Source organism: Luteococcus sp. (assembly GCF_043424415.1).
Taxonomy (GTDB): domain Bacteria; phylum Actinomycetota; class Actinomycetes; order Propionibacteriales; family Propionibacteriaceae; genus Luteococcus.
In genome coordinates this window covers 1-24,712 of sequence record NZ_JBHWOO010000086.1, presented here as the reverse complement: position 1 = coordinate 24,712, position 24,712 = coordinate 1, and the positions used below count along the sequence as shown (strand labels likewise).

The following is a 24,712-nucleotide window of genomic DNA, read 5'->3' as shown; positions in this document are numbered from 1 at the left end:
GAACATGGACGTACCTTCCCGAGCCGGCGCGTCAACGCCGACCACGATCCGAACTTGAGCATGGGCTTCGATCTTGCTCGGGAGGTACGTCTCCTCTACGTCACCTCGCCGAGAGCCATCCACAGGTTCTGATCATTGCTCTCACGCCAGCGGTTCACCGGACTTGCCGAGTCTGCGGCAGGGCTTGTTGTGGCGTGGAGTCATGCCGTCCTGGCCTGGGCGAGACTGGTGATGGCGAGTTCGTGGATGCGGCGCAGTTCGTCGAGATCGGCGAGCTCGTCGGCCTGCTGCTGCAGGAGTGAGCGTTCGTAGGCGCGGCGCACCAGGCCAGGGGCGAATGATGCGGCGACCTGGTAGGGCGTGCCGGCCAGAGTCTTCTCGAGGCGACTCTGTGCGTGGCCCAGCAGACGATCGACATCGCTGTCTGGATCGCTCTCCAACTGGCCGAGCAGCCATCGGGCGAGGTCAGCCGCGACGGCTTCGACGGCGAGGGCCGGGTCATCGTGGACCTGCCGTCGCGAGGGCGCCGGGAGCGCGGCGAGGTCTTCGAGCTGTGGGCCCTCGGGCACGACGATCGTGTCGAGGCACGGCGTGACCTGTGGGGTGTCGGTGGGGGTTGTGGGGGCGGTGTCGAGCGCGGCCAGGGTGTCGGCGCGCAGGTTGGCGAGTGCTTGGCGGATCAGCTGGCAGTGGTTGGTGTTCAGGGTGTCTTCCTGGGCTGCCTGTTCGAGGCGGTCTGCGATGTAGGCGGTGGCCTTGGCTGGGTCGATGGGTCGAGGGGTGGTTGCTGCGGTGCGCAGTCGCTTGGTCAGCATGGCGATGGCCTTGTGGCGGACTCTAGTCAGGTGGTTTCCAGCGAGGTGGGGCTGGGCATTGATGATTCGGCAGGCCGCCGCGTGGTGTGTGTGACGTCGTGGGTTGTTTGTTCTCGGCGGCTTGCCCGCCGTCGCGGCGCGGCCCTCTACAGACTCAACGGTGGTCGCTGACGCTCCCACCGAGGGGTCGTTTGATGGGTGGTCTGAGGACGGGTGGCTAGAACGAGCAGGACACTTGGTTGCGTCGAGGGTGGACACCTCGTCGTCGTTCCCTGCGGGAGGCTGCTGGACACTTCGTTCTGCCTCGAGGGACGGTTCGATCGAGCTGTTGCAGGATGCCTGCGGGGCGTGGGGGAACCGTAGGGCTTCGCCTCCGACGCCGTTGATGATGCGGACCCAGCCGGCTGCGGCGAGCTGTTCCAGGCGCCGGGCGACGGCCTTGGCAGTGAGCTTGCAGCGGTTTGCCAGGGTCTTGCAGTCGGGGCGTGTCCAGCCGGCGGCGCCGGCGCTCATGCGCCACAGCAGCCAGTGGCGCATCATGGCGGCGCCGTCACGGGACAGCTCTTCGTGGCAGGCGGCCTTGAACATGGGCCGTGGCAGGGCCTCGAAGGGTTCCTTGGGCGAGCGGGGCGTGACGCGATAGGTGGGCACCTTGTGGAGGCCTTCGCGGATCCAGCGCACCTGGATGAGGCGGCCGGTCACGAGCTGCTTGATGGCACGGGCGACCCGCTTGGCGGCGGAGTCGGTCTTGACGCTGTTGGTGTCCCAGCCCAGGTAGCGGGCCAGGTGGGCGTGGGGTTTGCGAATCCATCCGGACAGATCGCCTGGGTGGTTGCACAAGGCGGCGTAGAGCAGCACGGCGGAGTCGCTGTAGTGGGAGTCGCGCACGACGGCGTGCGGGATCTTGATGAAGGAGTCCGGGACGGTAGACCCGGCTGTGGCAAGGGGTGACACGATCGTTCTCTCCGTGGGGAAGGATGCCCGATCCTGAAGATTTGGGCAGGACACGATCGAGGATTGGTGGCAGGCGCTTGGGAAGAGCGGGATGCCACTGCTACCGTGATGACAGTTGTTTGGTTTCTCATCACGGAACCCGGGTCTCCTCGTGAGGCCCAAGGATCTGACTGTGGGGCCGGGAAACCCCGAGCAGTCAGACGCGAGCTTTGCAGCACATGAAGGGCTGGACCTTTGGGAAGGGGTCCAGCCCTTCTGCTGTCTCCTGGTTAGCTGGCTTCCAGAAGCGCCTCCTGCAGGGGGTTGTCCAGGGGGGTCGATCCCTCAAGGGCCTCGACCAGGTAGAGGGGCATCTCGATCGGCTCCAGGCCAGCTTCGGCCCTTAGCTCGTTCGCGACGCGGATGGTGGCGATCGCCACAAAGTCGCTCTGGGTGAGCCCGAGCTCGCGCTTCACCTGGGGGAAGATCTCATCAAAGGTGCTCACCGGCAGCTTGCTCTGCACAGCCACACGCGTCTCATGTGTGCGGGGCTTGCGGCCTCGCTTGCTGGTGCCGATGGTTGTCGATGACATGGTGCCCATCCTTGCGGGTGAGAGGGGTGCGGCGCTAGACAACACGCACACTATCCGTATTGCGGAATGCAAATTGTGATGGTCGGGTTTCACGCGCATCTCACATCTCCTGCGCCAGGGAGACCCGCCCCTGCGCTCGTGCTTGCACTGTCCCAGTCCTGAGCACCTATCCCGCCAACCCTTAGACCGCATTGGCCGTGACCTCCCAGAAGCAAGGATGCGCGTAGAGGGTGCGCTGCCACTTCCCGGATCGCTGTTGCCACCCCACGGCTTCGGCCTGCTGCTCGCTGAAGTCGAGCGCGGCGTGGGTGGCCCATCGCATCAGGCTGCGTACCCGGCGGGGGTCCTGCAGGTCCTGGTTGACCAGGACATGGTGGGTGGGGTTCCCCGGGTGTGCCAGCACCACTTCCCCGTCCACGAAGGGCTGGTGGGAGGTGTCGACGGGATGCACCTGCCAGGCATCGATGCTGCAGCCGCGGCGACGTAGCTGCGTGGCGGTGGGGTAGGCGTCGCTGAACAGGTCCAGCAGCACGGCGCGCGAGATCTCCAGGTCGAACGGGTCGTCGGGGTCGCACCTGTCGGCGCGTGCCCATACGATGCCCCGCCCTTGTGTGGGGGCCAGGTGCTGCCAGCCGATGGCGCGGCCGATGTAGGGGATCTGCATGTCCATCTGGGGCAACGGCTGCCACCACACCAAGCCGGACGGGTTGATCATCACTGCCCGTCCTGCATGCTGCCGGGCCGGCGGTGCGACTGCGGGGTCATGGGGGTCCTCCATTGGTGGGGTGTTCGTGACGCTAGGTGCGTGGGACCGGGGACGTGAAGGACCTGTGGTGTCTATCCCTCGAGCACCTGGTAGGCATCCACTCGCCACTCCTGGTCGACCCGGTCAAGCTCCACGGTGATCAACGGCGTGCGCCTGTCGAACCAGGAGTCGGTTCCTCGCGATCGCAGGTCCACCCGCACTGCCCTCACCACGGTGGTGCCGGTGTCGTCCGGGGCGCTGCCCAGGGTGACCACCGTGGGTTGGGCCTCGGTCCAACCCTGGTGCTCGAGCAGTGCCAGCCAGTCACCCCCGGAACGCCCGTTGACGGGGGCCTGCACCAGCTGGGCGGCCAGGCGCGGAGTGGCCACGGCAGCAGCACGGGCACGGCCTGCTGCCGGGCTGTTGTCCACGGACGTGTCGAGAGTGAAGTAGCGCTGCGCGAAGGCCAATGCCACCGTCTGCGGATCATCCAGTGCCGGGAGCGCAGGCAGCTGGGTGGGGGTGGGGTTGGGGGTGATGGTGACCATGGGGACGGTAGTGGGGGCCTGGCTGGGCAGGGGTTCGGGGGTGATGGTGGGGCGGGGGCCGCTGGGTTTGGGGACGGGGCTGGTGTCGGCGTCCATGACCTGGCCGGGGGTCACAGTTGCCTTGGTGGGGATGGTGGTGGGTTCCGGGGTGCTGGTGGATGCGGTGGTGGCCGTGGCTGGTGCTTGAGCTGTGGTGGGGGTGGCGGGTTCGTCGGTGGGGCCCAGCAGTGCCCAGGCGGCGAAGGCGAGCAGGATCACGACGAGGATGGCGCGCTTCATGCTGGCCTCCGGTAGCTGGGTGACTGGTTGGCGTAGTAGCCGCTGGTGATGGTGGTGATCTCGACGGTCTTGCGGGGGTTGGGGGCGTGGATCATCTGGCCGCCGCCCAGGTAGAGCCCGACGTGGCTGTAGCCGTTGCCGTTGATGTTGAACACCACGAGGTCTCCTGGTTGGGGGGAGGTGACCTTGGTGAGCTGGGCTGCTTGCTGTTCGGAGGTGCGGGGCAGGGTGATCCTGCGTCCGGTGCCCTGGTACCAGGCGTAGCGGACCAGGGAGGAGCAGTCGAAGCCGACCACGCCGGACATGTTGGCGCTGGGTCCGTCGAGGGATCCGCCGCCGTAGGAGTAGCGCACGCCGAGCTGGCTCTTGGCGGCGGCGATCACCTTGGCGGTGAGGGCGGTGCTGCCGGCGGTGGTCTTGGTGGTGTTGGTGGGGGCGGTGAGGCGGGACTGGATGAAGGCGTGGGGGTCGATGAAGTTGTCGCAGGTGAACGGTGCGGCCTTGGTGAGCTCGAAGTGCAAGTGGGCGCCGAAGGCATTGCCGGTCTGGCCGACCTGACCGATGAGCTGGCCAGTGGTGACTTGGTCGCCCTGGGAGACGGCGAAGGCGGTCAGGTGGTCGTAGTAGGAGCGCATCCCGTTGGGGTGGGCGATGATCACCTGGTTGCCGTAGGCGGCGCCGGTGCCGCCGGCGTCGGAGCCCCAGGAGGCGTGGATGACGGTGCCGGAGAAGACGGCCTTGACGGGGCTGCCTTGGGCGGCGGCGTAGTCGTAGCCGGTGTGCCAGCCGCACATCGCCCAGTGTCGGCCGACTTGGCGGAAGGTGCCGCCGGTGGTGTAACTGGCCACGGGGTGGATCCAGGCGCCGTCGGCAGCGATGGTGTTGGGGTCGGCGCCCTGGTATTGGGCGAGGTTGGCCATGATCCGGTCGACGTAGGGCGGGGTCTCGCCGTTTTGGGGGATGCGTGGCCGGCAGGTGGTGGTGTTGGCCGTGCCACAACCGGAAGGCAGGACTGCGCCGGGGCCGGCGTTGTAGGCGGCCAGCATGAAGCGCACCAGCTCGTCGCCGCTGGCCCCGCCACGGAACATGGGCGCGAAGGAGCACATGAAGCGCCCCTGGAACATGATCGCGTCGGCCGGGTCCAGGGCCGAGGCCACTCCGTTGCCGTTGTCGTCGCGGAGCATGCCGAAGTTGAACGGCATGATCTGGGCGATCCCTTGGGCTCCCACGGGGCTGACCGCGGTGGGGTTGAAGTTTGACTCGGCCGCGAGCTGGGAGGCGAGCAGGGCCGCAGAGACCTCGGGACAGATGGCGCCGGCCTTGAGCAGCCACTCGACGTACTCGGCGGGAACGGCCGCGGACAGTCCGCCCACTCCCCCGACCATGCCCGCTTCGGCCTGGTCCCCGTCGTCGTCGAGCAGCAGCAGCATCAGCATCGGGATGGCCAGCAGGGTGAGCAGGATCAGGGCCAGGGTGCTGCCGACGCCGCCGAGCAGCCACTTCTTCATCGGCTGTCACCCCGGCGCCGACGGCGGCGCAGCCACGCCGCACTCGCAGCGCTGCGGCCTCCACCCGCCGAGGGGCCCGATGCGGGCGTGGAGGGGATCAGGACGACGCCGTCGCGGGTGCGGATCCTGCGGTAGCCGTCGGCTGCGGACTTGGTGGAGCCTGCACTGCGCATGTTGCGCATCCACCCGAACAGGCCACCGCCCGACGGGTGTGGCCGGTTGGGGCGGCCGGGCCGCGACGCGTCGCCACTGCGGGGGTTGTGGTTCCCGCTGGCAGGGCCGGGGCCCAGCTGGGGGCGAGTCGGGGCCGGCGGGAGCGCCCCGGGCCGCAGTCGGCCTTCGATTTCTCGGCGTTGTGAGGCCCGCTGGCGGGTGTTCAGCGCCAGGCGACGTGCACGATTGGCGGCCAGCAGGATGGTGGACGCACCCCCCGTGGCATGCCCCAGCAGGGCGCTTCCTGCGGTCTTGCCCGTGATCATGGCCAGTCTCTTGGCTGGGGAGGGCTGGGGGTCAGGGTCGACCTGGGTGACCGTGACGCGTGGCCGAGCTGTTTCGTCGGGGTCGTGCTGGTCGGCCTGGCCACCGAAGATGTTGATCTGGGTCGGGGCGAAGGTGTGGTTCGCGGGAGAGGCGGTGGGTGCTCTGCGGGGTTGCCGGCGACGCAGGAGCATGGTGGTGCCCGCGGCCGCGCCGGCTGCGGCCTTGACCGGATTCCAGTTGGGGCGAACGGGGGCCTTGAAGTTGCCGCCTTGGGGTCGCTGGGAGAGGAACCGAGCGATGCGTTCGGCCTGGTGGTGGATCTTGTCCTTCTGCTTCTTGTAGATCCACACGAGCAAGATGAGCAGGATGTCGGCCTGGATGAAGGTCTTGGGCAGGGCCTCGTTGTCGGCCTCGTTGAAGATCCCGGTGACCAGGACCTGGTAGATGGCCAGGATGAACACCGAGAACCACAGCAGGGCCAGGTTCACGATGATCTCTGCGATGTCCATGGCCAGACCGTCCCTGTTGCCGCCGGGCAGCAGGGCCTGCAGGTTGGACCACAGCATCTTCACCGCGCTGTAGAGCGCCCATCCGGTGGCGCTGACGATGCCGCCAGCGATCAGGACGGCCAGGACGAGGATGGCCAGCCCAGCGGGGGCCAGCGCCAGGGCTGCCATGGGCTGTGCTGGTGAGGGGTTGGCGGCGAAGCCACCTGCTTCTTGGTCACATTCGGTGACCTTGTCCATGGGAATGGAGCTGTCGGAGTAGGGGCCGTCCTTGGTGATGTCGTTGAAGGCTCCTTCGCATCCGGTCTTGTCCAGGACCTTGCCGTAGTTGATCAGCTGGGCTGGCTGGCGCACGAAGACGTCGATGAGCTTGCTGGTGAGCTCTGACTGCAGGGCGTCGGTGTCGGTGGACATGTCCAGGCTGGGTTCCTGGACGACACGGCCATCGGTGCTCATGACGACATCACCCTGCACCGGCGCTGTCAGGGAGCCGGCCATCTCGATGCCAGCGTTGCGGGTCTGCATGATCAGGCCGTCATCTCCACCGACGGAGGAGATGGGGTTGGCCAGCATGCCCACGGTGAGGGAGGCGATGATCCAGCAGGCCGCCAGCTCGTAGACGGCACTGGCGCCCCGGCCCGTGGCCCACAGGATGAACGCGACCAGTGCGGTGATGGCCATGAAGGCGGGCATCACGTTGATCCGGTCGAGCAGCATCGAGAATTTTCCGGACAACTGCATGGCCGGATCGTTGAGCATCTTGAACCACTCAAAGGAGGCGATCCAGTCGATGCCCCAGATCGCGTAGGCGGTGACGGTGCGGTAGCTGGCGAAGCTCAGCTGGGCCAAGGAGTGCCACAGGGTCGCGGTCTTGGGGATGGGGTTGAGGGCGTCCAGCCCTGTGGGCTCCTTGGGGCCCGAGATCTGGTAGGCGTAGATCGGCACCCCGTGGGTGTCGGTCAGCGACATCCACGTGATCATCGGGTCGCTGGCGGCCTTGCCGCTGATGTCATCGGCCACGGCGACAGAGGCACCCACCCCGATCATCACCAACCACCCGATGGCCAGCGTGAGCAGTCCACGGCGCAGCCGCGGGCGGCGTCCCAGGCTCCGCCACAGCCACGTCCACCGCGAGATCACTGGGCACCGCCGAAGCCGGTGGCCATGGCGGCAGCAAAGCGCGCCTTCTGCGTGGGAGGAATGACCTTGCCCCGCCCCTGGCGTCCCTGGCTGTCACGCAGGAAGAACTCGCCGCGGCGATGGGGCTCCACGTACTCGTCCTCGCCTCGCTTGATGATCGGTGAGGTGTCGGTGGTGACCATCTCCACCAGTTCCTCATCGGGGTGCTCCCCGCCCAGCATCCAGGTCAGCGATGCGATTGCCTGCTCGCGGTCACGGAAGCGCCCCACGATGCGCGTGGGGAAGGAGTTGAGCAGCTCGGGGCTGCCCATTCCCCCTCCCATGACGCTCTGGCCGGCCATCACTGCGGCAGCCTTGTGCTTGCGGCCGTCCAGGTTGAACTCCTTGAGGTAGGCCTCCACGTCGGGGCTGCTCACCTGCATGTTGACCTCGTCCATCACGAACAAGGCCTGGCGCCCACGGTCGCGGAAGCACACGTTGCGGGCGAAGCCGGCGATCAGGCCGTAGTAGGAGTGGCCGAAGATCTTCGAGATCGGCATCTGCTTGAACAGGTGCTCGTGGGTCAGCTGCTCGATCTTGGGCAGCTCCAGACGGTTGGTGCGGATCACCATCGACTTGGTGATGTCGGGCACGGGCAGGCTGCTGTCGAACACGACCCGGCCGGTGGGGATCGGGCGGTCCTTGGAGCCCTTGAAGACCCGCATCTTGCGTCCGAGGTCTCGCCAGTCGTGGTCGTCGCAGTCCAGCAAGAAGTCGGCAACGTCCCCGCTGCCCTGGAGGCCGTGGGTCTCGCGGAACTGGGGGTCGAGCACCTCGGCCAGAACCATGCCCAGGTCTTCGGTGGGGTGGACGTGCAGCAGGGTGGTGAAGAAGCCCTGTGCGACGGTGGCCGCCTCGTCGCCAGCGAACAGGCGCAAGGGGTCGAAGCTGTACTGGGGATCGATGATCTCGACCACGGCCACGTCGGCGCCCAGACGAGCCTGAGCCCACAGCGCGTACTCCCCCATCTCGGTGCGGTCGACGATCACGGCGATGCCACCCTTGTCCAAGGAGGCGTCGACGAGCTTCTTCAACAGCACCGACTTTCCAGCGCCTGTCTCGCAGGCCACAGCCAAGGACCCGACCGTGTCGCGCTCGGAGGCGCCATCCAGGTCATGGAAGATGACGTCGCTGGGGCCGAAGGGCAGGCTCTGGGCGGCCATGGGGCCGTTGGCCAGGTTGATGCACAAGGGGACGCCACGCCCACTTCCCACCGAAGTGTCGATCATCGGAACCAGCCCGGCGGCCATCTTGCTGGTCGTGATCCCCTCCATGTCGCGCACCAGCGCCGACGTGGCCACGCCGGGATGCATCGCCCACCACAGGTCTTCGAGGTTCCCGACAGGCACCACCAGCTTGTGGTGCCAGCCCGACACGAAGGACTTCAGCACCTGCAGATCCTCCAACGCGCCAGCCCGGTCGGGAGCGCCGATGGCGAGGATGGTGGTGATGCGGGTTTCGAGTTCGAGGTCGTCACTGGCCATGAGTTCGACGTATTCCTGCAGGGCGTTCTCGACCAGGGCGAGGTCCGCGTTGGCGGTGATGTTGCTCTGGTCATCGCCTCCGGTGTGGAAGATCTGGTCCTTCAGGCTGGACAGGGCCCGCTGGTTGGCGCTGATGGTCTTCTCGCGTCCCACCACGTGGATGCGCTGCACCCAGTCGACGTCGAGGCCGGATTCGTCGATGCGGCCGAGCAGCTCGCTGCCGGGGAACTCCATGCCGCCGCTGGGTGGGCGGGAGATGACGCCGAGCGCCTGGTAGGACGATTCGGCGTCGACTGCGGTGATGTCGGTGACCTTGAGGATGTGGTTGTTGGTGGCCAGCGGGTTGCGGGCCTTGGCTCGATCGGTGCGGGTGGTGGCGTCGGTGTGGCAGCCCTCGTCGAAGTGGGGGTGGCCCATCAGGGATCGTGGGGTGACGGCCAGGTCGCTGGTCAGGTCGCCGGGGGTGGGCACGGGGCCTTCGCGGTAGAGGCCGCGGGTGAGCATGTGCTGGTGCAGCCACAGCATCTGGGCGGCGGTGGCGGGGCGGGGGCTGAAGCTGGGGATGCGTTCGGCGATGGCCTTGGCCTGGGCGGTGCGGCGGGCGACTTCGTCGGGGTCGGGGATGGTGCGCGGCAGGCTGAGCTGGTCGGTGAGGCGGTTCAGGCTGGCGGTGGTGGTGCTGCGCAGGCGGTCGAGCAGGTTGTGGCTGCCCAGGGGGACGCTGAGCCAGTAGAGGCGGCTGCCCAGGGGGATCTCGGCGAGGGTGTCGTAGGTGGCGAGGGTCTCCTCGGCCCAGGCGGGGTGGGCTTCCAGGTCGACGCCGGCGAGCATGCGGTCGACGATGGCGCTGGGGTCGAGGCTGGTGACGGGGCTGATGAGCAGGGATTCGCCGGGCAGGGCGCGGTAGAAGGCGGTGTGGGCGTCACGGACGGCTCGCTTGGTCTTGGTGGAGCTGTGCTTGTAGGCGATGCCGGACAGCAGCCAGTCGGCCCATACGGTGCCTGATGTGGTCCATCGCAGGTTACCGACGATGGCGGTGGTGGGGATGCGCATGGTGCTGTTCCTCTACTTCTGGTCGTCCGGGAGACCGGCGAGCAGCCGCTGGACTCCGGTGAGTGCGGTGATGGTGCGCTCTGCCGGCACAGCGGGAGGCTCGGGCTGGGGGGCCGCGGACGAGGTTCGGGGACGGGTGGTGAGCCCGTCAGGAGTGGTGGATGTGGTCACGTTCGCCGCAGAAGGCGCCGCTGTGGTGTGGGGGCGGGCAGGTTCTGGGGTGGTGTGGCTGGGGGCGGGTGCGTTGTTGGGGTGGTCGGTCATGGCGACCAGGACCCTGCCGTGGGTGATGTGCGGCCGCGGGAGGCGCAGGGTGCGTCCGCGGTAGACACCGGTACTGGAGGCGGTGACGTGGCTGACAAGCCCACTGGCCACCATCAGCGGATTTCGACCATCCGTCGGCATCCGTGCGATCAGGAAGTAGGTCCCGATCGCAGCCGCCACCAGCACCAGCCAGGGCGCCACACCCGATCGCAGGCCCAGGTCGAAGTAGATCTTGGCGCCGACGAACACCGCGCCGGCGCTGACGACGCCGTAGGTGTCGAAGGGGCCGAAGGGGATCTTGGCCCCGTGAGGGGTGCGACCCATCTTCGGGCGCAGCTTGCGAGCCGAGGTGTACCACTTCACGACATCGAGCTGCTGCTGTTCATCGGCCATGACTACGTCTCCTGGGAGCTGTGTTTCGGGTGTGGCGGATCGTGGGTTTCCTCCCAGAGGGGGTCAGGGGGCCTGGTTCGTCGGCGCGGCGGAGGCGGGATTGGAGCCGCCGCCAATGGTGTCGTCGACGGTGGTCTTGCCCACGTCCATGTTGAACACGGCCCACACGAAGAAGGAGCAGATGAAGAACAGGATCAGCATGCTTCCGCCCTTGAACCCCCTCATGGCCGACAGCGCCAAGAAGGCGACGACGGCCAAAGCGATCACCACGATCTGTGCGGTGGAGACCGTCTGGTTGGCCAGGTCATTGATCAGGGTGAAGATGTTCTCCATCGGGACGAGGAAGGTGGTCATGAGTAGTGGCCCTTTCTTACTGGGGTGCCGAGGCGGGAGCGCTCGGCATGGTCGGGTTGGGTGCGGCCGAGACAGGCGTTCCTGATTCGGACGAGGAAGGGGACATCGAGGTGGACGTCGTGGTGGCTGGGGACTGGGTCGGATCCGACGGGGTGGCGCCGCTGCGGATCCCGGGGACAGAGTCGAGAGAAAACACTTCCCAGCGGCCGGCGCGGGCCTTCACGGTCAACACCCACGAGACCTCTTGAGTGCCGACCTGCTGACCTGTGCCCGTGGCGCGCACCATCACCTGGGCGGTGCCGCCCTCGTGGGGGTCGCGGTGGGTGGGGATCGCAACATCGGAGGTGATGGCACTGATCGCGACCTTCTCGAAGGGGCGAGGAGCGATGGCAGCGATCGTGGAACCTGGGCTGGTGTAGCGGGTGATGTCTCCCTGCCCGGCGGCCAGCGCCGCGGTGAAACCGCCCAAGGTGAGCCCCAGGGAACTGCTCGGCGACACCGCCTCGGACATCTCGGTCTTCACCGCAGCACCGGTGAGGGGTCCAGGGACGGGCTGTGGCAGAGCCATGGTGGAGATCGCGCCGCTGACCGGATCCACCGCCATCGGCACCTGCAGGTACTGCCGCACCCCACCCACCGTGACCGCGACCCGCACCGTCCACCGGTTGGTCGCGATCATGTCGGCCGAGGCGACCACCGGATCGGACAACGTGGGCGCCTTCTCCGGCAGCGACCCCTGGAACATGGAGAACCAGGCCTTGACCTCGGCGCTCTGCGTCTGGGTGGCGCTGAGGTAGGCCACGACCGCATCGCGCGCGTACAGCCCCACCCGACTCTTCTGGTCGTGCAGGCTGCTGTTCGTCGTGCTCGTGGGCGAGGCGACCGCGGCCTGGTCGGGGGTCACCAGGTCATAGACCAGATGCGCCGGCGCGAGGGCGATCGCCAGCACTAGCCCGGCCGTGGTTGCCCGCGTGATCAACCGGTTGCGGTTGGTCCACGTCTCCAGACCGGGAGCGCCACCGTCGGCTTCGTGGTCGAGGTCGTCGTCCTGGTGGGGCTGGGGATTCCTGCGGTGCAGCTTCATCGCGCATCCTCCTGGTCGGGGCGGGGCAGCAGGGTGAGGTGGGGGCGTTGGCGGGCGGCTTGACGCATGTGCTGCAGCAGGGGCCGGACCTCGTCGGCTTCGTTGAGTGCTTGGCGCATCGCGTGTGCGCGCTGGAGGTCCAGGGGGTCGCTTGCCAGATCAGCCAGGGCACCCAGAACGCTCAGGTGCGCTGCCTGAACACGCACTGCGGTGACCAGCTCGGGGTCGTCATGCACTGCCACGCTCACGTCCATCCCTCCAAACGGGTTGCTTCTTTCTGAACACCCAACGCCGCCGGGGTGTTGATCGGTGACCATTAGCTGGCGCAGAAAATCGGTTCTTCGTGGGCGAGCAAGTTGTCGGTGATCGCCGACACCAGGCGCGCTTTCGCGCGTGAGACCTGCTTGACCACGGCTCTGTAGCTCAGGCCCTGCTCTTCTGCGATGGTCAGGTAGATCTCGTTCCGGTGGCCCGACAGGTTTGTGGTGATTGGGCGCTGCATCCCGTGCTCCACGCATGTGTCGATCAGCAGCTGTGCTTCGGAAGGTGAAAGGGCGTCCACGGACCGGGCCCATTCGATGCAGGCCGAGAGGTCCATGGCGAACTTTTCAATGCCGACGGATTCGAGATATTCCTGCTCGACATTGGTATCGGATTGGAAGTCGAATTCTTCGTCTGTTGCGACGACGAGGTCGAGTTCGCCCCCTGGCTTTGAGATCGCGTTCTTTCGGGTGTCCCAGTAGAGGTTCGATGCGATCTTGCGAGGGCGGTTATCGAGTGGGTATCGCATGATCTGCATCCAGCACTCGCTGATCAGCAGGTGTTCAGCATCCGCTTCGTCGTAGCCGGCGCGTTGACCGGCCCGCTCGCATCCGCGGCGAAACATCGGGCGAGAGGCGTATAGCCGACGCAGTCCAGGCAGCATGCAGTGCAGGACCGCGCGTCCTGCCAAGGGTTCTCCTGTCTGAGCCAGTCGCAGGAGCGCGGCCAGGACATCATCCTTGTCCTCCACGCCAGCTTGGTCGACGTACAGCGGGATGGCCCCCAGCTGCGAGAACCCAGCCAGCACTGGTTCGAGCCGTCCCCATCGCGCCACGGCATCAGAGGTGGAGGGGGATTCGTTGAGCTCCACCCACTCGATGACAAGCGAGGCGAACGGTTCATGGATCGACCCCAGCAGCTCGTCGCGTGTGCAGACGCGGTAGAAGGTGTTGTTCGCAACCACAGTGGAGGTCTCCTGAGCGAAGGGGTGGGATGGACCCCACTTCACTCAGCACTTCTTGCCCGAACTCTTGCCCGCAACCCCTCCTACCGCACAATGACCAATTTTTTCTGCTCTGTAAGGGTTGTCTTCCTTGCCCACCTTCACCCATCGCGTCTCGGTTGGGTCTGGACGGGATGGATCTTGCTCGTGCTGGCTCATCGCGGGATCTCGTGCGAAGGGGCCTCTTCGCGCTGACGGGCAACCTCAAGAAGCCCCTCCGCCGGCAGGGTACGAGTGGGAAGGGCCTGAAGGCTGTCCAGTCGTCCCGGGGGCGCCCCCGGGACGGCGGTAGTCGCCGAGTGCACTCCAGTCCCCAGCATCGAGACAGGCGCCGTCGAGAGCAGCCAGTTCACATGAGCACTCACTTTTGACCCACGCGGTCCTGGTTCCCGGGTGACGAGAATCGATGAGCTGGACTGGGAGGACTACCCCACCCAGGTCACCCTGCTACACCCGGGAGACCAACACCAGACAAATCGCATCCAACCGGTGCCGCCTCAGGGTCGTGCTCGGAAACACAGAGGTCCCGTGTCCAGCACACAACACGGGACCCCTCATCCGGAAGTAATCGACGTCCAGTCGAGCACTCCCAAAAGCGAAATAGAGCCTTCCCCGAACGATCCGATGGGGAACATCACTGTTGGCCGATAGCCTGCAATTCCATCGCGGTCACCTGGGACGTTGAGGTGAAAGTCATGGGAATGCTTCCGCTCTGACCGATGCCTTCCCAATCCACACGCCACGAACTGGTGGCCGTGACCGTGTAATCCCCCGAATCGGTGTAGGTGTGGCCGCAATCAGGAGAAGGATTGGCTCCGAAGGAACGCTCATAGGCAGTTCCACGTCCACAAACCACCTCGGATCCGTCACCCATGTTCCAGCGCACCCCCGTCATGGTGGCCGTCGCCGTGACAGTCCATCCAGCAGCCGTCACAGACCGCGTCTGGGGACCGGTCGTGGACGGGCCAGGATCAGCAACCCACATCCATGTAGGCAGCCCGATCACGGAACCATTGGAGCCCGGAGGCGGGGCCATACCGGGCTTGATCGCCCGGAGCTGCATCTGATCAATAGCCTGCTGAGCCAGCACCCGAGGATCGGGCGGCGGTGGCGGAGCTTGTGCGGCCGGAACAGAGAACAATCGCGGCAGATCATTCCCCCCGCAGACGTACACCGGATCACTACTTCCCGCGAAGGGCGAATCTGTAGTGCTTCCCCCGAAAGGAGCCGCGTAACACTGCTGGGAATTGAACCAGGCACCGCCCGGACCCGAACACGGGACCACAGACCCATCAGTCTTGCTGCATACCTGGGGGGCGCTCTTGCCATCCCCAACCGCATCCCGTGGAGGACCGCCGGGACTGCCCTCGGACCCGCCATCACCCACCGACACTTGGCATACACCGGTGAGCTGATTACAGGTGGTGCCCCCTGCTGCGACGGCCGTGGTCGCCCCACCGAAACCCGTCACCACCAGCACCGCCAATCCCAGTGCGGCAGCCCCCTGACGCCTCAGCATGTCTCTAGCTGGGAATCGATGAGGTTGACCGCCCACGTCCCTCCATCGGTCGGCTTGGACAAGGTGTAGATAGCCAATGAACGAGTGGGGCGTGACTTCGACGTCACGTCCTTGCCCTTCTCATCCAGCACTCGCACCTTCGAGACATCCACGCACGTCCGCACTCGCACGGCATCCAGCCCCTGGGAACGAGTGGCCTTCATCACCGACTGTGAAACCGTGCTCGACGAGCCGGCAGTGCGCAGCTTGGCCTTCCTAGTTTCCTGGACTTCAGCCAACGTCTGGGTACGGGCCGCGCCCGTGGTCAGGCTGGTGATGGCTTCTGCCGAACGCTTGGGGTCGGCGTGAAGAGCCTCATACTCCTGCCAGTAGCGATCCAGTGTTGCCAACGCTGCCGTCTGATCCGCCTTTGGCAACGGAACAGCACTCTTGGTAGCGGTCCCGGGACCCACGGATGACGACGGCGAGGCCGATGGACTCCCTGACGCAGACACCGACACACTTGACGCCGGCGCCGGCGTGGCCCCTCCGGACGATGCGCTCGGCACCACCCACGACACACTGGGAGACGGGCTCGCCACCTGACCAGCACCACCTCCCGCACAACCAGCCAGCGACACCAGAGCCACCCCGGCCAGCGCCCCTGCCGCACAACGCCCAACCCCGCGAGCACGACCCCCCGAAGTACGATCGCCACCGCCAAGCAGCGCCACGGCCCAATTCCGGGTGTTCATCACAGATCTCCTAGTGCGTCGAATCGCGGTCACAGCAGCGCCTCCAGCTTCTCAAAGTGCTCCGAACGGTTCTCCAGGGCTGCAAGGAACTCGGTGGTCTCGGGCTCCAGATCGCTCTCGAGCTCATCCTCGACGATCACGTACAAGCGCTCGATTGCCTCGTCCTCGGCCTTCTTGTCGTGCGCCTGGTGCGCGGCCAGAATCCGGATGCGCCACAGACGCTCCACACCAGGGTTCATGCGGATCCCCAAGGCGACGGCCTCCTCAGCCGCACCCCAGCGCCCAGCATGCAGGTTCCGCAGCGCCAGCTCCTCGGCCGCATCCACGATCTTGGCCGTGATCTCCTGCCGCAGCATCTCCGCCCAGCTGAAGCGGTACCTGCCGCCCTTGCGCGTCGCGCCACGGCCACCAGCCGCACCATCGAACGGTCGGCCACGCACCAGCGACAATGCCTTAGCCAAGTCCTTGCTCGACGCCTGCGACGGCGCTCCCGGCACGAGCTCCTGGAAGAGGTCCCAGTCCGTGGTCACGCTCTCCAGCCGGTAGGTGAACCGCGGGAAGTATTCGACCCCCGTCACCGGGTTCACGCCCAGCCACGACCGCAGCCGCGAGGTGTACGGATTGCGCGTCGTGGCGTTGTTCGCCTTGGACCGCCCAGGCCACAGAGCATCGTCCAGAGCCTCGACCGACGTGTCCGGATGCAGCGCCAGGAACGTCGCGTACTCCGTGCACACGTTGCTCTTTGTCCCCGGGTGCGTCCCCTTGGCACCCTCCAACTCGACCGGACCCATGACCCGGAGCAGCGGGTGCTCCCACGGCTTCCCATCCGCCGTCGTGATCTCCCGCACCGGGCGCAGCTTCGCGTACTCCGCGATCGTCGGGATCTCTACCGGCACAGCCTGATCATCCGGGACCACAGCGCTCCCGGCATCGTGATCGGCCTTCTGCGAGTTGGAGGGTTCCGGTTCGCTGACAGCCTCGGGCTCCAGGATGGGAACGGTGTCGTGTTCCGGAGTGCTTGGGATGGGCTTGGGCGCCTGGACCAGCCCAGCCAGAGCGGTGGGCACTGGCTTGGCCGGCTTCAGCGGCTCCGTCGGCTGTTCGTTGGCATCGTCCTCCTCATCGAGAAGCGGACGGGCGAACGGGGAGCGCTCGGTCTGGGAGCCGGCGGGCAGGACCCGGGTGGGGAGGGTGGTCACGGGGGCCACCGGGGATGCGGTGACGACGACATCGGTCGGCAGGTCGTAGGTGGCGGTGCTGACCGAGTCGAGGATCGCCTGGTAGTCGTGCGCGGTGATCTGCTGGGCGCGCAGCTGCAGGTTGAGGGGCTCGAGGACTGCGGAGTCGACGCCTTCGGCGGGCACGCGCAAGATCCAGTCGCCGAGGTGGGGCTCGGTGAGCGTGATCACGGAGATTGCCACCTGTGGGGTGGTTTCGATGATGGCGTTGAGGCGGTCCTCTTCGTTGCGGGTGAGGGGCTGGCTGGCGATGAGGACCTCGGGGATCCAGGCGTCGGTGGCTGTGGCGCTTACACGCGCCTGGGCGAGGCCCACCTGTCCGGTCTGGGCGATGAGTTGTTCCTGGTCCTGGCGGGTGCGGCGCTCGAGTTCGTCGAGGACGGCGGTCATGGTGGGCACGTAGCGGATCCGGCCGGTCTGCAGGGCGCCTTCGAGGTCGGCGAAGGCGCCGACGCAGGTGACCTGCAGGTGGTCGGCCCAGCGCGAGGTTGCCAGCTCGACGGCCAGGGCTGCGGCGATCGCCCGACCGGTTGCCTCTGCATCGCTTCCCTCAGTGGCCACGGCGAGGGAGCCGAGGTGTTCCAGGTCGATGAAGACGTGGCCGTCCTCGAGGTCGTGCCCCAGCGTCACCAGGGCCGGGTAGGGCGCCGGGGTCTCTTCGCGTAGGCGGCGGGGGCTGGTGGGGCGATCGGTTGCGTCTAGGGACCACACAGTCTTGTCGGGGGTGCCGTACCAGGGCTCGGGCAGGTCTGCGGGCTCGGCCAGGTAGAGGTCGAACTGGTCGCCGGTGAGGCGGGCGGCGCGCACCCTCGGCAGGGGCTTCTCGGTGGCGGTGCAGGCTGCGGCGAGCTGGCGCAGGGCGCAGTCGACGTCTTCGACAGCGAGCGGGTCGGCGACGGCGCGCAGCTGGTTCTCGATGGTCATGGTCTGCTCACCCGGCATGGCGATGGCCTCGCCGCGGCGTCGGCGGCGCTGCTGGCGTGCGCGGCGGGTGCCGATGAGGGTGATGACGCCGGCGGCCACCACGGCCCCCACACCCGTGACCGTGCGAACCGGCCAGGCGGACTCGTCGCTGACGGCCTCGCTCTGGCTGACGCTGGCGGTCTCGGGCAGGGGAAGCGCCGAGGGAGCCTGGCTGCCCTGCTGCAGGGTGGGTGCCTGCTGCGGGGCGATGCCGCCGTCCAAACTGGGCTGGGTCGTATTGCTGGTGCTGCGGCTGGGGTTCGTTGCACTAGGGGCGGCTGAGGGCTTCACGCTGGCCGCTGGCTTGGAGGCGGCAGTGGCGCCTGTCTTGGGCGTGGTCTGGCCGATGACCGAGGTCGTGGGCGAGTTGACCGCGGTGGCCGGTGCCATGGTGGTGGCCGGGGCTGTCTCATTGGACGCAGCACCGGTGGGCTGCGGCTGGGTGGGTGTCTGTGGCGCCGGGGTGCCCTTCGGGGTCTGCTGCTGGTGTCGGGGTGCTGTGGTCTTGCTGGCGGCCGACGACGGGGTCTTGGCGGGTGTGGCCGGGATGTGGAGGGTCCAGCCGTCGACGATGATGTCGGGATCGGTGAGGTGCTGACCGTCGGGCTGGGTGATGCCGGTCGAGGCCTTGAAGATCTCCTCCCAGCGGTCTGCGTCGCCGAGGTGCTCCTGGGCGAGGCTGCGCAGTGAATCGGTCGGAACGACGGTGTGCACCGTGTGGCTCGAACTCGACGGTGCGGCCGCCGGGGCGCGCGGCTGGGCAGAGGTCGAGGGCGTGCGGCTGGCGGTGGCGACCGGCGGCTGGTGCGGGGTGGTGTCGGCGGGGGCGGAGTGGGCAGTTCCGGTCGTCAGGGGCACGGCAATGAACAGCATCGCGACGGCCGCGACGAGGCGACGGGCGAGGTGCTGGGGTAGGTGGAAGCCGGGCAGCTCGAAGGCTGGCCGCTTCTGGATGGCGGCGATGGCCTCGAGGACGACGGCGACGGTGAAGTATGCCCAGGTGATCCACCCGATCACGGCGATCAGCGCGAGGGCGACGGTGCCGTCATCGGGGTGGGTCAGCGTGGTGCGCAGCGTCGTCCAGCTGATCTGCGCGAAAGGATGGAAGGTGAGCAGCAGCCACGGCGAACCCACCACGATGCCGATCACCGTCACGAGGGCGGCAAGCCCGGTGAACCGCGTCTTGAAGGTGTTCATCATCGCTCCTGTCCATTGACCACTCGGATCAGCTGCACCTGGGCGTGCCCCGAGGCGTTGAGCTCTCCGATCCCGATGATCCCGAGGAAGACCGGCTGGTAGGTAGTGGCTGTGGTGACATCGAGCAGGGTCCCTGCCTGCACGCTCACTTGGCCGGTGACGCCTGCCGAGGCGAGGTAGTTCTCCGCGGCGGCGCGCGCCATCCCGGGGTCGACCTGTTGCGCGTTGCCGGCCATAGCTGCGTCTACGTCGAGAGCTTGGGCGCCTTGACGCCCTGCCTCTCGAGCCACATCGTCGGCCTTCTGCATGGAGCGCATCTGTCCGCCCAGATCGACTGCGGCACCCATGATGATGATCAACAGGAACATGAAGATCGCCATGGACGGGCCGATGTACCCACGCTCATTTGTGCGAAGTGTTCTCATCAGCGGGCTCTCCAGGAATCAATCGGCGACGTAGCTGTGGATCGGATGGTGATGGTGGTCGATCCGAGCAGGGAGCCCAGAGGCATGCTGCAGGTGGTCATGGCTGTCACCGAGGCCGGCTCACCCAGCGGAGCACCGAAGCCGCTGACGTCGACGCTGGTGCTCGACGAGACGCACGTGAGGTGCTGATTGGCCAAAGTCGCGGCAGCTTGGGATTGCGCCTCCGTCTGGGCCGTGCCAGCGTCTCGCTGCAGGCTGGCAGTTCGAGCTGCCTGGAAGGCGACGTGGTTGAGCGCTTGGCGCGCCAAGGCCAGCCTGCCGCCCAGGATGATCAGTCCGACCAGGAGCACGAGGCCGGTCAGATAGACGGCACCCTCGACGACAGCGTTGCCGCGCTCCTCGCGGGCCAGGTGTCGGAGATGGCGCATTCTCAGCTCACCCTTTCGACAGGCAGGGTTGCGGACTGGTTCACGGTGATCGGGACGCCGGGGACCATGGAAATCCCGCGGCCAGTGACCGTGACGGTCGACTGCAACCCGCGGCTGCAGTCAACGTCGCTGACGGTGAACAGATTGTGTCCTGCCCTGGTGGCGAAGTCGCGGGCAGCGGAGCACCCGTCGGCCTGCGTGGCGTGCTGGCCCGCCATGACACGCGCGCCCTCCTCGGCAGCGGTAATCGCGGCAGAGCGGGCGATGTACCACAGGCCGATCTGGATCGCGGCGACGATGACAAACAGCAGGCTCGGCACCACGATGGCTGCGGTGACTGGCCCGGCGGCGCCGCGCTCGTCCCGCAGACGGCGCGGTGCGCCACCTACTGCGGTGACGAGCGCGGCGGGTCGGTTCACGGCATCTTCATCTCGGCAATGGCCTTCTCGACGAAGGGCTTGACGGCCGCGACGAAGACAATGGCCACCGCGATCAGACCGACCATGATGATCATGTTTGCCGGGATCTCGAAGCCGGCCTCATCCTCCGAGCGCAGCGCTTCCATGCGCTGGTCGAGGGCATGGGTCAAGCAGGCGATACCGGACTGGGCCTCCACGTAGAGACGGTTCGGATTCAGGTTCGACATGGGAAATCTCCTTCGGGGGGGTGAAGCACGGATCCACAACTCAACAACGCCACGGAAGGGGCAATTGGTGACCGCTACCGCACGTCGTTTCCAAGTCTGAACCAATACTGAGAATCTGGGAACTCTGACGAAAGGCCTACTTAGAAGCAGTTTGGGGTCTCGATTGGGTCGTGAGAGGGACGAAATTCTCAGGAAAGTCGGGCCCTGGAAGCTCACATGCCCATCGCGCGGAGCATGACCGGAGCCATCAAGATGGCTCCGAACACGAGGAACAGGCCACCAATCGGCAGGGACATCTTCTGCGTCTGGGCCGTGGCATCACCGAGGTCGTTGTGGACGATCTCGGTGCGCAGGCTCGCTGCACGGTTGCGCAGGATCTCGTAGATGTTGGCGCCCTCCTCGCCCGAGAGCCTCATCACCTCGGAGAAATCGACCAAGGCATCCAGCTGCAGCCTGCCACCCATGCGCGTCAGCCCCTCCCAAGGGGACTCGCCGGCCCAACGTGAGCGCGAGAGCTCCTCGGCGATGCGGCGGAAGACCCAGGAGTCGGACATGGAGGCGGCCTGCTCGAGGGCGGGGCGAGCACCAGATCCGGCGGCGCGTTCGATCGCGACGAGCTCGATGTAGGCGATCAGGCCCCAGCGGAAGGTCTTGCGAGCCTTGGCAGCGCGGGCGCCCACCGACTGGTTGGGCATGATGCTGAACAGTGCAGCCAGACCGATGCTGGCCAGCACGGAGACGGGCAGGCTGGAGCTGATGCCGAGCAGCCACATGCTCAAGTTGAGCAGGGTGGGGGCGAGCAGGCCGAACAGGCCGTACTCGACCTTGGCGGCGTAGAAGCGGTGCAGCGGGTACTGCAGCAGGTCGAGGTCAGCCTCGGGAGTCTTGCCGAGCATTAGCCAGGGGGCGTGGCGCATCAGCCACAGGCCGAGCTTGGCAGAGGCAGAGATGTCCTCCTGGGATGCACGTGCAGGCAGGGGCGCAGTCAGGCTCCTGCCGGGGGCGAGGCGGTTGAGGGCGCCGCCCAAGTCGGGATTGGAGGGCAGCAGTTGGTGGGTCAGGCCAACGCAGCCGACGCCGAACAGCACGCCCAGCAGGGCGGCGATCTGTACGAGGCTCACTTCTTGTCCTTCTCGTTCTCGACGTAGCGGCTGGTCGGGCCCATGATTCGTGGCGGCGGTGGGGCGGTGGCGATGCGCTTCATCAGCACCAATAGAGCACCGAACAGGAGCAGCAGGACCGCGAGGATGACCTGCCCAATGGGGGTGCCATAGGGGGCGATGTAGTCGCCCATGAGGCTGACCAGGCCGAGCGAGCCGACCATGATCCAGGTCATCAGGGAGGCGGTGGACTGGGGTTCTCGCTGCGCGGCCATGGTCTGGCGGCGAGCGCGGACATCCTCGCTGACGGAGGCCGCCACGCCGGTGAGCTGGTCGGCCAGGGCCACGCCAGTGAATTGCGAGGCCTTGATCAGCATGAGGGCCACGAGGTCGGCGGTGGCGTCGTCGAGGTCACGGGCGAAGGCGCGCAGGGCCTTCTCAGTGCCGGTGCCTGAGCGCAGTCGGGTGCATAGCATCGCGACCTCTTTGGCGATGGGCTGGGGCGCGGCACGGCGGGAGGCCATGATCGCGTTCTCCAGGACGAGGCCGGAGACCAGCACGCCGGACAGCGACCTGGTCCAGTCCTCGAGGGCCTGGAGCCGATCGGTTGAGCGCTTCATGCTGGTGTTGCGTACCAGGCGGGGAATGCCGACCACGGCGACGGGTAGCACAGCGATCAGCACGACCCAGCCGCTGGCCAGCGCTATGACGATGCCGGCGACCAGGGCAGCTGCACCCAGAAGTCGTTCCTCGTCGTTGAGTTCGCGCCACAGGGCCGAGTGCGGATAGGTCGGCTTGGAGCGGGGTGCTGCGGGGCGGGGGGTGAGGCCGTCGGCCAGGAGAAGCACTCCCCCGACGCCCAGGGCGGCGATGATCGCCGCGACGATGCCGATCATCGCTGTCCCCTGTCGATGACGGCCTGGCTGTTGAACGCAAACTGATCGAACAGATCGGGATCCAGCTCGTCGGCGTAGGCAGAGGCGTGGTGCGGGACCGCGATGTAAGGGCTGTCGGGGGTGGTTTTGAAGATCGGTGTCACCGAGAACCGTTCAGCAGCGTCTGCGCTGGGTGCGACCTCGCAGATTTCGGAGATGTAGCGCAGGCGGCGACGGGTGCCGTTGTGCTCGACGTCGGCCCGCGAGATGTAGACGATCAGGTTGATGCCGGCGGCGACGGCTCGTGTGGCGTAGTCAAGGGTCACGTGGGGGCCGGCTTCCAGCGCACAGGTGATGAGCTTCTCGACTGCGCCCTTCGCGTCCGCCGAGTGGGTGGTCGACAGCGATCCGGATCCGGACTGCATGGCCTTGATCATGGCCAGGACCTCGCGGCCGCGGACCTCGCCTACGATCTGGCGCTGCAGGTTCATGCGGAAGCTGTTGTAGATCAGGTCGTCGACAGTGATCTCGCCAGCCTGACGGCCGTCGACGCCCCGCTCCCCCGATCCCGGTCGTGCCTCGAAGGCCTTCACTCGACGGAAGAACGGCATCTCGTGCAGGCCGAGCTCGTACTCGGTCTCGAAGGTGCCGATCGTCTCGTCCGGGTCGATGCAATGGCAGAGGGCACGGGTCAGCGTGGTCTTGCCAGCGCCCTGCTGTCCGGCCACGACGATGCTGCGACGAGCCTTGACCATGGCGTCGAGGTAGCCAGCGGCGAGCTCGCTGAGCTCGTCGCGCTGCACGAGGTCGTCGAGGGTGATGTCGGTCAGGCGGTGCTTGCGAATGGTCAGGTAGGTCATGGCAGAGACCCAGCTGGTGGCCGACAGACGCTCGCCGCCCTTGAGGTTCAGGTCGAGGTTCGGGCGCGCTGGGGAGAACGCGCGACCGCCGTCGCGGGAGGCGATGAAGCTGACGTAGGAGCGGATGGCGGCCTCGTCGGCGAAGATCCTGGTGGGGCCGTCCTCGAGGCTGCTGTCCGCGTGCTCGAGCAGGACTCGGTGGGGTCCGAAGAACTCGATGTTCTCGATGTCGTCGGCGTCCAGCAGCGGCTGCAGTCGACCCATGCCGAACAGGCTGTCGAGCACGATGGAGGCCATCTGGCGCTGGTCGAAGTTGGCGCCGTCAATCTGGCCCTGGACCATCCGGCCCTTGATGGACTCGTCGATCAGGTCGTTGACCAGGTGTGTGGCCTCCAAACGCGTGTGCGGGTCGGCATCGGACAGAAACTGGGCGCCGGTGTCGACCTCCGCTCCGGCCCTCTGTGCCAACTGGGCTGCGGCCTGGCTGCGCAGCTCCTCCACCCACGCCCAGTCAATGCTGTCGTACTGGCTGGCTGCCAAGGCCCGAGGGCGGGCGACTCCGGAGCCAGGGAGGTGCTTTGGCGTGCCGGTGGTTGAGGGCGGGTCCTCCGGCACGGCAACGGGCGCCGGGGCATCGGGGGCGGGGGCGGGCTCGGAGGCCAGCCGCAGCAGGTCTACCGCGTCGAGTGGCAGCGGTTCGTTCTCGCGGATCGGGTCACTCATCGTCGTCCTCCACGGGAAGGTTCGAGGTGGCGCGCAGGGCGGCACCCATCGCGTCGATGGAACGCAGCAGCGTGGAGCTGCCCACCCTGCGCCTCGGCAGGGCGGATCCGGTGCTGAAGTGGGCGGCAGTGGCGGCGTCGAAAGCCACCGGGATGGGGTCGGGGATCTGGAGTTTCTTCGCGATTGCTCGGGCTGGGTAGGGCTGGCCCTGGCCGATGATGCACAGCTGCAGGCGTTGGCCGCGTCCTTCGGGGAAGTTCTCGGCCACGTGGTTCGCGACCCAGTTGGTGCCCACGATCGCCGGCAAGCTCGAGGTCATGGTGAGGATGGCTCGATCGCTCTTGGTGAGCACTGCATGGGCGAAGTCTTCGGTGCCGTAGCGGCCCAGGTCCATGATCACGTCGGTGCCTTGGGTGTCGAGGGAGCCGAAGAGGTTGATGAAGGCAGGCCACAGCGACGACAGGCTGCGGGCGTGACGCGGTGACCGGGGTCCCTGCAAGAAGTCGGCGTTGCTGCCCTCCA

The 24,712-nt window shown here is 66.9% G+C and carries 23 protein-coding genes; all 23 read right to left on the bottom strand.

What is annotated here, in order from left to right:
* Window positions 1–200: 200 nt before the first annotated feature.
* A complete protein-coding gene (locus ACHFFZ_RS05225) occupies window positions 201–1,769 on the bottom strand; it encodes a hypothetical protein (RefSeq protein ID WP_394275605.1) in 1,569 nt (522 codons plus the stop codon).
* A 269-nt stretch (window positions 1,770–2,038) separates the two neighbouring features.
* Entirely contained in the window at window positions 2,039–2,341 is a 303-nt protein-coding gene (locus tag ACHFFZ_RS05220) for a hypothetical protein (RefSeq protein WP_394275604.1), read from the bottom strand.
* A 181-nt stretch (window positions 2,342–2,522) separates the two neighbouring features.
* On the bottom strand, window positions 2,523–3,056 hold the full coding sequence (locus ACHFFZ_RS05215) for a hypothetical protein (protein ID WP_394275603.1): 534 nt from the start codon (window positions 3,054–3,056) through the stop codon (window positions 2,523–2,525).
* A 122-nt stretch (window positions 3,057–3,178) separates the two neighbouring features.
* Window positions 3,179–3,913, bottom strand: coding sequence for a hypothetical protein (locus ACHFFZ_RS05210; RefSeq protein WP_394275602.1), 735 nt, complete (start codon window positions 3,911–3,913; stop codon window positions 3,179–3,181).
* Entirely contained in the window at window positions 3,910–5,421 is a 1,512-nt protein-coding gene (locus ACHFFZ_RS05205; RefSeq protein WP_394275601.1) for a peptidoglycan DD-metalloendopeptidase family protein, read from the bottom strand. The genes ACHFFZ_RS05210 and ACHFFZ_RS05205 overlap by 4 nt, the downstream gene beginning before the upstream one ends.
* Window positions 5,418–7,547 carry a hypothetical protein gene (locus ACHFFZ_RS05200; protein WP_394275600.1) on the bottom strand — a complete coding sequence of 710 codons (2,130 nt, stop codon included), beginning with the start codon at window positions 7,545–7,547 and terminating at the stop codon, window positions 5,418–5,420. The genes ACHFFZ_RS05205 and ACHFFZ_RS05200 overlap by 4 nt, the downstream gene beginning before the upstream one ends.
* On the bottom strand, window positions 7,544–10,123 hold the full coding sequence (locus ACHFFZ_RS05195) for an ATP-binding protein (protein WP_394275599.1): 2,580 nt from the start codon (window positions 10,121–10,123) through the stop codon (window positions 7,544–7,546). The genes ACHFFZ_RS05200 and ACHFFZ_RS05195 overlap by 4 nt, the downstream gene beginning before the upstream one ends.
* 12 nt (window positions 10,124–10,135) lie before the next feature.
* Window positions 10,136–10,780, bottom strand: a complete 645-nt coding sequence (locus ACHFFZ_RS05190) for a hypothetical protein (RefSeq protein ID WP_394275598.1) — start codon at window positions 10,778–10,780, stop codon at window positions 10,136–10,138.
* A gap of 63 nt (window positions 10,781–10,843) precedes the next feature.
* A complete protein-coding gene (locus tag ACHFFZ_RS05185; RefSeq protein ID WP_394275597.1) occupies window positions 10,844–11,134 on the bottom strand; it encodes a hypothetical protein in 291 nt (96 codons plus the stop codon).
* Window positions 11,135–11,150: 16 nt separating this feature from the next.
* Window positions 11,151–12,218 (bottom strand): hypothetical protein, encoded by a 1,068-nt coding sequence (locus ACHFFZ_RS05180; protein WP_394275596.1) that lies wholly within the window; start codon window positions 12,216–12,218, stop codon window positions 11,151–11,153.
* Window positions 12,215–12,466, bottom strand: a complete 252-nt coding sequence (locus tag ACHFFZ_RS05175; protein WP_394275595.1) for a hypothetical protein — start codon at window positions 12,464–12,466, stop codon at window positions 12,215–12,217. The genes ACHFFZ_RS05180 and ACHFFZ_RS05175 overlap by 4 nt, the downstream gene beginning before the upstream one ends.
* A gap of 68 nt (window positions 12,467–12,534) precedes the next feature.
* Entirely contained in the window at window positions 12,535–13,443 is a 909-nt protein-coding gene (locus ACHFFZ_RS05170; protein WP_394275594.1) for a hypothetical protein, read from the bottom strand.
* 673 nt (window positions 13,444–14,116) lie between these two features.
* Window positions 14,117–14,368 (bottom strand): hypothetical protein, encoded by a 252-nt coding sequence (locus ACHFFZ_RS05165; protein WP_394275593.1) that lies wholly within the window; start codon window positions 14,366–14,368, stop codon window positions 14,117–14,119.
* A 626-nt stretch (window positions 14,369–14,994) separates the two neighbouring features.
* Window positions 14,995–15,390 (bottom strand): hypothetical protein, encoded by a 396-nt coding sequence (locus tag ACHFFZ_RS05160; protein ID WP_394275592.1) that lies wholly within the window; start codon window positions 15,388–15,390, stop codon window positions 14,995–14,997.
* Window positions 15,391–15,764: 374 nt separating this feature from the next.
* The gene (locus ACHFFZ_RS05155) at window positions 15,765–19,133 is read right to left on the bottom strand and encodes a BTAD domain-containing putative transcriptional regulator (RefSeq protein WP_394275591.1); all 3,369 of its coding nucleotides are present in this window, start codon (window positions 19,131–19,133) and stop codon (window positions 15,765–15,767) included.
* The gene (locus tag ACHFFZ_RS05150; RefSeq protein ID WP_394275590.1) at window positions 19,133–19,513 is read right to left on the bottom strand and encodes a pilus assembly protein; all 381 of its coding nucleotides are present in this window, start codon (window positions 19,511–19,513) and stop codon (window positions 19,133–19,135) included. The genes ACHFFZ_RS05155 and ACHFFZ_RS05150 overlap by 1 nt, the downstream gene beginning before the upstream one ends.
* A gap of 44 nt (window positions 19,514–19,557) precedes the next feature.
* Window positions 19,558–19,986: a pilus assembly protein gene (locus ACHFFZ_RS05145; protein WP_394275589.1), complete on the bottom strand. Its 429-nt coding sequence runs from the start codon at window positions 19,984–19,986 to the stop codon at window positions 19,558–19,560.
* Window positions 19,987–19,988: 2 nt separating this feature from the next.
* Entirely contained in the window at window positions 19,989–20,405 is a 417-nt protein-coding gene (locus tag ACHFFZ_RS05140) for a TadE/TadG family type IV pilus assembly protein (RefSeq protein ID WP_394275588.1), read from the bottom strand.
* The gene (locus ACHFFZ_RS05135; RefSeq protein WP_394275587.1) at window positions 20,402–20,632 is read right to left on the bottom strand and encodes a hypothetical protein; all 231 of its coding nucleotides are present in this window, start codon (window positions 20,630–20,632) and stop codon (window positions 20,402–20,404) included. Before ACHFFZ_RS05135 ends, ACHFFZ_RS05140 begins: the two co-directional genes overlap by 4 nt.
* Before the next feature lie 212 nt (window positions 20,633–20,844).
* A complete protein-coding gene (locus ACHFFZ_RS05130) occupies window positions 20,845–21,753 on the bottom strand; it encodes a type II secretion system F family protein (protein ID WP_394275586.1) in 909 nt (302 codons plus the stop codon).
* On the bottom strand, window positions 21,750–22,628 hold the full coding sequence (locus tag ACHFFZ_RS05125; RefSeq protein ID WP_394275585.1) for a type II secretion system F family protein: 879 nt from the start codon (window positions 22,626–22,628) through the stop codon (window positions 21,750–21,752). The genes ACHFFZ_RS05130 and ACHFFZ_RS05125 overlap by 4 nt, the downstream gene beginning before the upstream one ends.
* Window positions 22,625–24,190 carry a CpaF family protein gene (locus ACHFFZ_RS05120; protein WP_394275584.1) on the bottom strand — a complete coding sequence of 522 codons (1,566 nt, stop codon included), beginning with the start codon at window positions 24,188–24,190 and terminating at the stop codon, window positions 22,625–22,627. The genes ACHFFZ_RS05125 and ACHFFZ_RS05120 overlap by 4 nt, the downstream gene beginning before the upstream one ends.
* Window positions 24,183–24,712, bottom strand: a 530-nt coding sequence (locus tag ACHFFZ_RS05115; protein WP_394275583.1) for a hypothetical protein, incomplete at its 5' end; no start/stop codon positions are given. The genes ACHFFZ_RS05115 and ACHFFZ_RS05120, both read right to left, overlap by 8 nt.

Excerpts from the sequence above, each read along its gene's own strand:
- ACHFFZ_RS05180 (WP_394275596.1), bottom strand. The coding sequence starts at position 12,218 with ATGAAGCTGCACCGCAGGAATCCCCAGCCCCACCAGGACGACGACCTC.
- ACHFFZ_RS05190 (WP_394275598.1), bottom strand. The coding sequence starts at position 10,780 with ATGGCCGATGAACAGCAGCAGCTCGATGTCGTGAAGTGGTACACCTCG.
- ACHFFZ_RS05155 (WP_394275591.1), bottom strand. The coding sequence starts at position 19,133 with ATGAACACCTTCAAGACGCGGTTCACCGGGCTTGCCGCCCTCGTGACG.
- ACHFFZ_RS05135 (WP_394275587.1), bottom strand. The coding sequence starts at position 20,632 with ATGTCGAACCTGAATCCGAACCGTCTCTACGTGGAGGCCCAGTCCGGT.
- ACHFFZ_RS05195 (WP_394275599.1), bottom strand. The coding sequence starts at position 10,123 with ATGCGCATCCCCACCACCGCCATCGTCGGTAACCTGCGATGGACCACA.
- ACHFFZ_RS05205 (WP_394275601.1), bottom strand. The coding sequence starts at position 5,421 with ATGAAGAAGTGGCTGCTCGGCGGCGTCGGCAGCACCCTGGCCCTGATC.
- ACHFFZ_RS05145 (WP_394275589.1), bottom strand. The coding sequence starts at position 19,986 with ATGCGCCATCTCCGACACCTGGCCCGCGAGGAGCGCGGCAACGCTGTC.
- ACHFFZ_RS05215 (WP_394275603.1), bottom strand. The coding sequence starts at position 3,056 with ATGATCAACCCGTCCGGCTTGGTGTGGTGGCAGCCGTTGCCCCAGATG.
- ACHFFZ_RS05120 (WP_394275584.1), bottom strand. The coding sequence starts at position 24,190 with ATGAGTGACCCGATCCGCGAGAACGAACCGCTGCCACTCGACGCGGTA.
- ACHFFZ_RS05185 (WP_394275597.1), bottom strand. The coding sequence starts at position 11,134 with ATGACCACCTTCCTCGTCCCGATGGAGAACATCTTCACCCTGATCAAT.
- ACHFFZ_RS05125 (WP_394275585.1), bottom strand. The coding sequence starts at position 22,628 with ATGATCGGCATCGTCGCGGCGATCATCGCCGCCCTGGGCGTCGGGGGA.
- ACHFFZ_RS05210 (WP_394275602.1), bottom strand. The coding sequence starts at position 3,913 with ATGAAGCGCGCCATCCTCGTCGTGATCCTGCTCGCCTTCGCCGCCTGG.
- ACHFFZ_RS05220 (WP_394275604.1), bottom strand. The coding sequence starts at position 2,341 with ATGTCATCGACAACCATCGGCACCAGCAAGCGAGGCCGCAAGCCCCGC.
- ACHFFZ_RS05150 (WP_394275590.1), bottom strand. The coding sequence starts at position 19,513 with ATGGCGATCTTCATGTTCCTGTTGATCATCATCATGGGTGCCGCAGTC.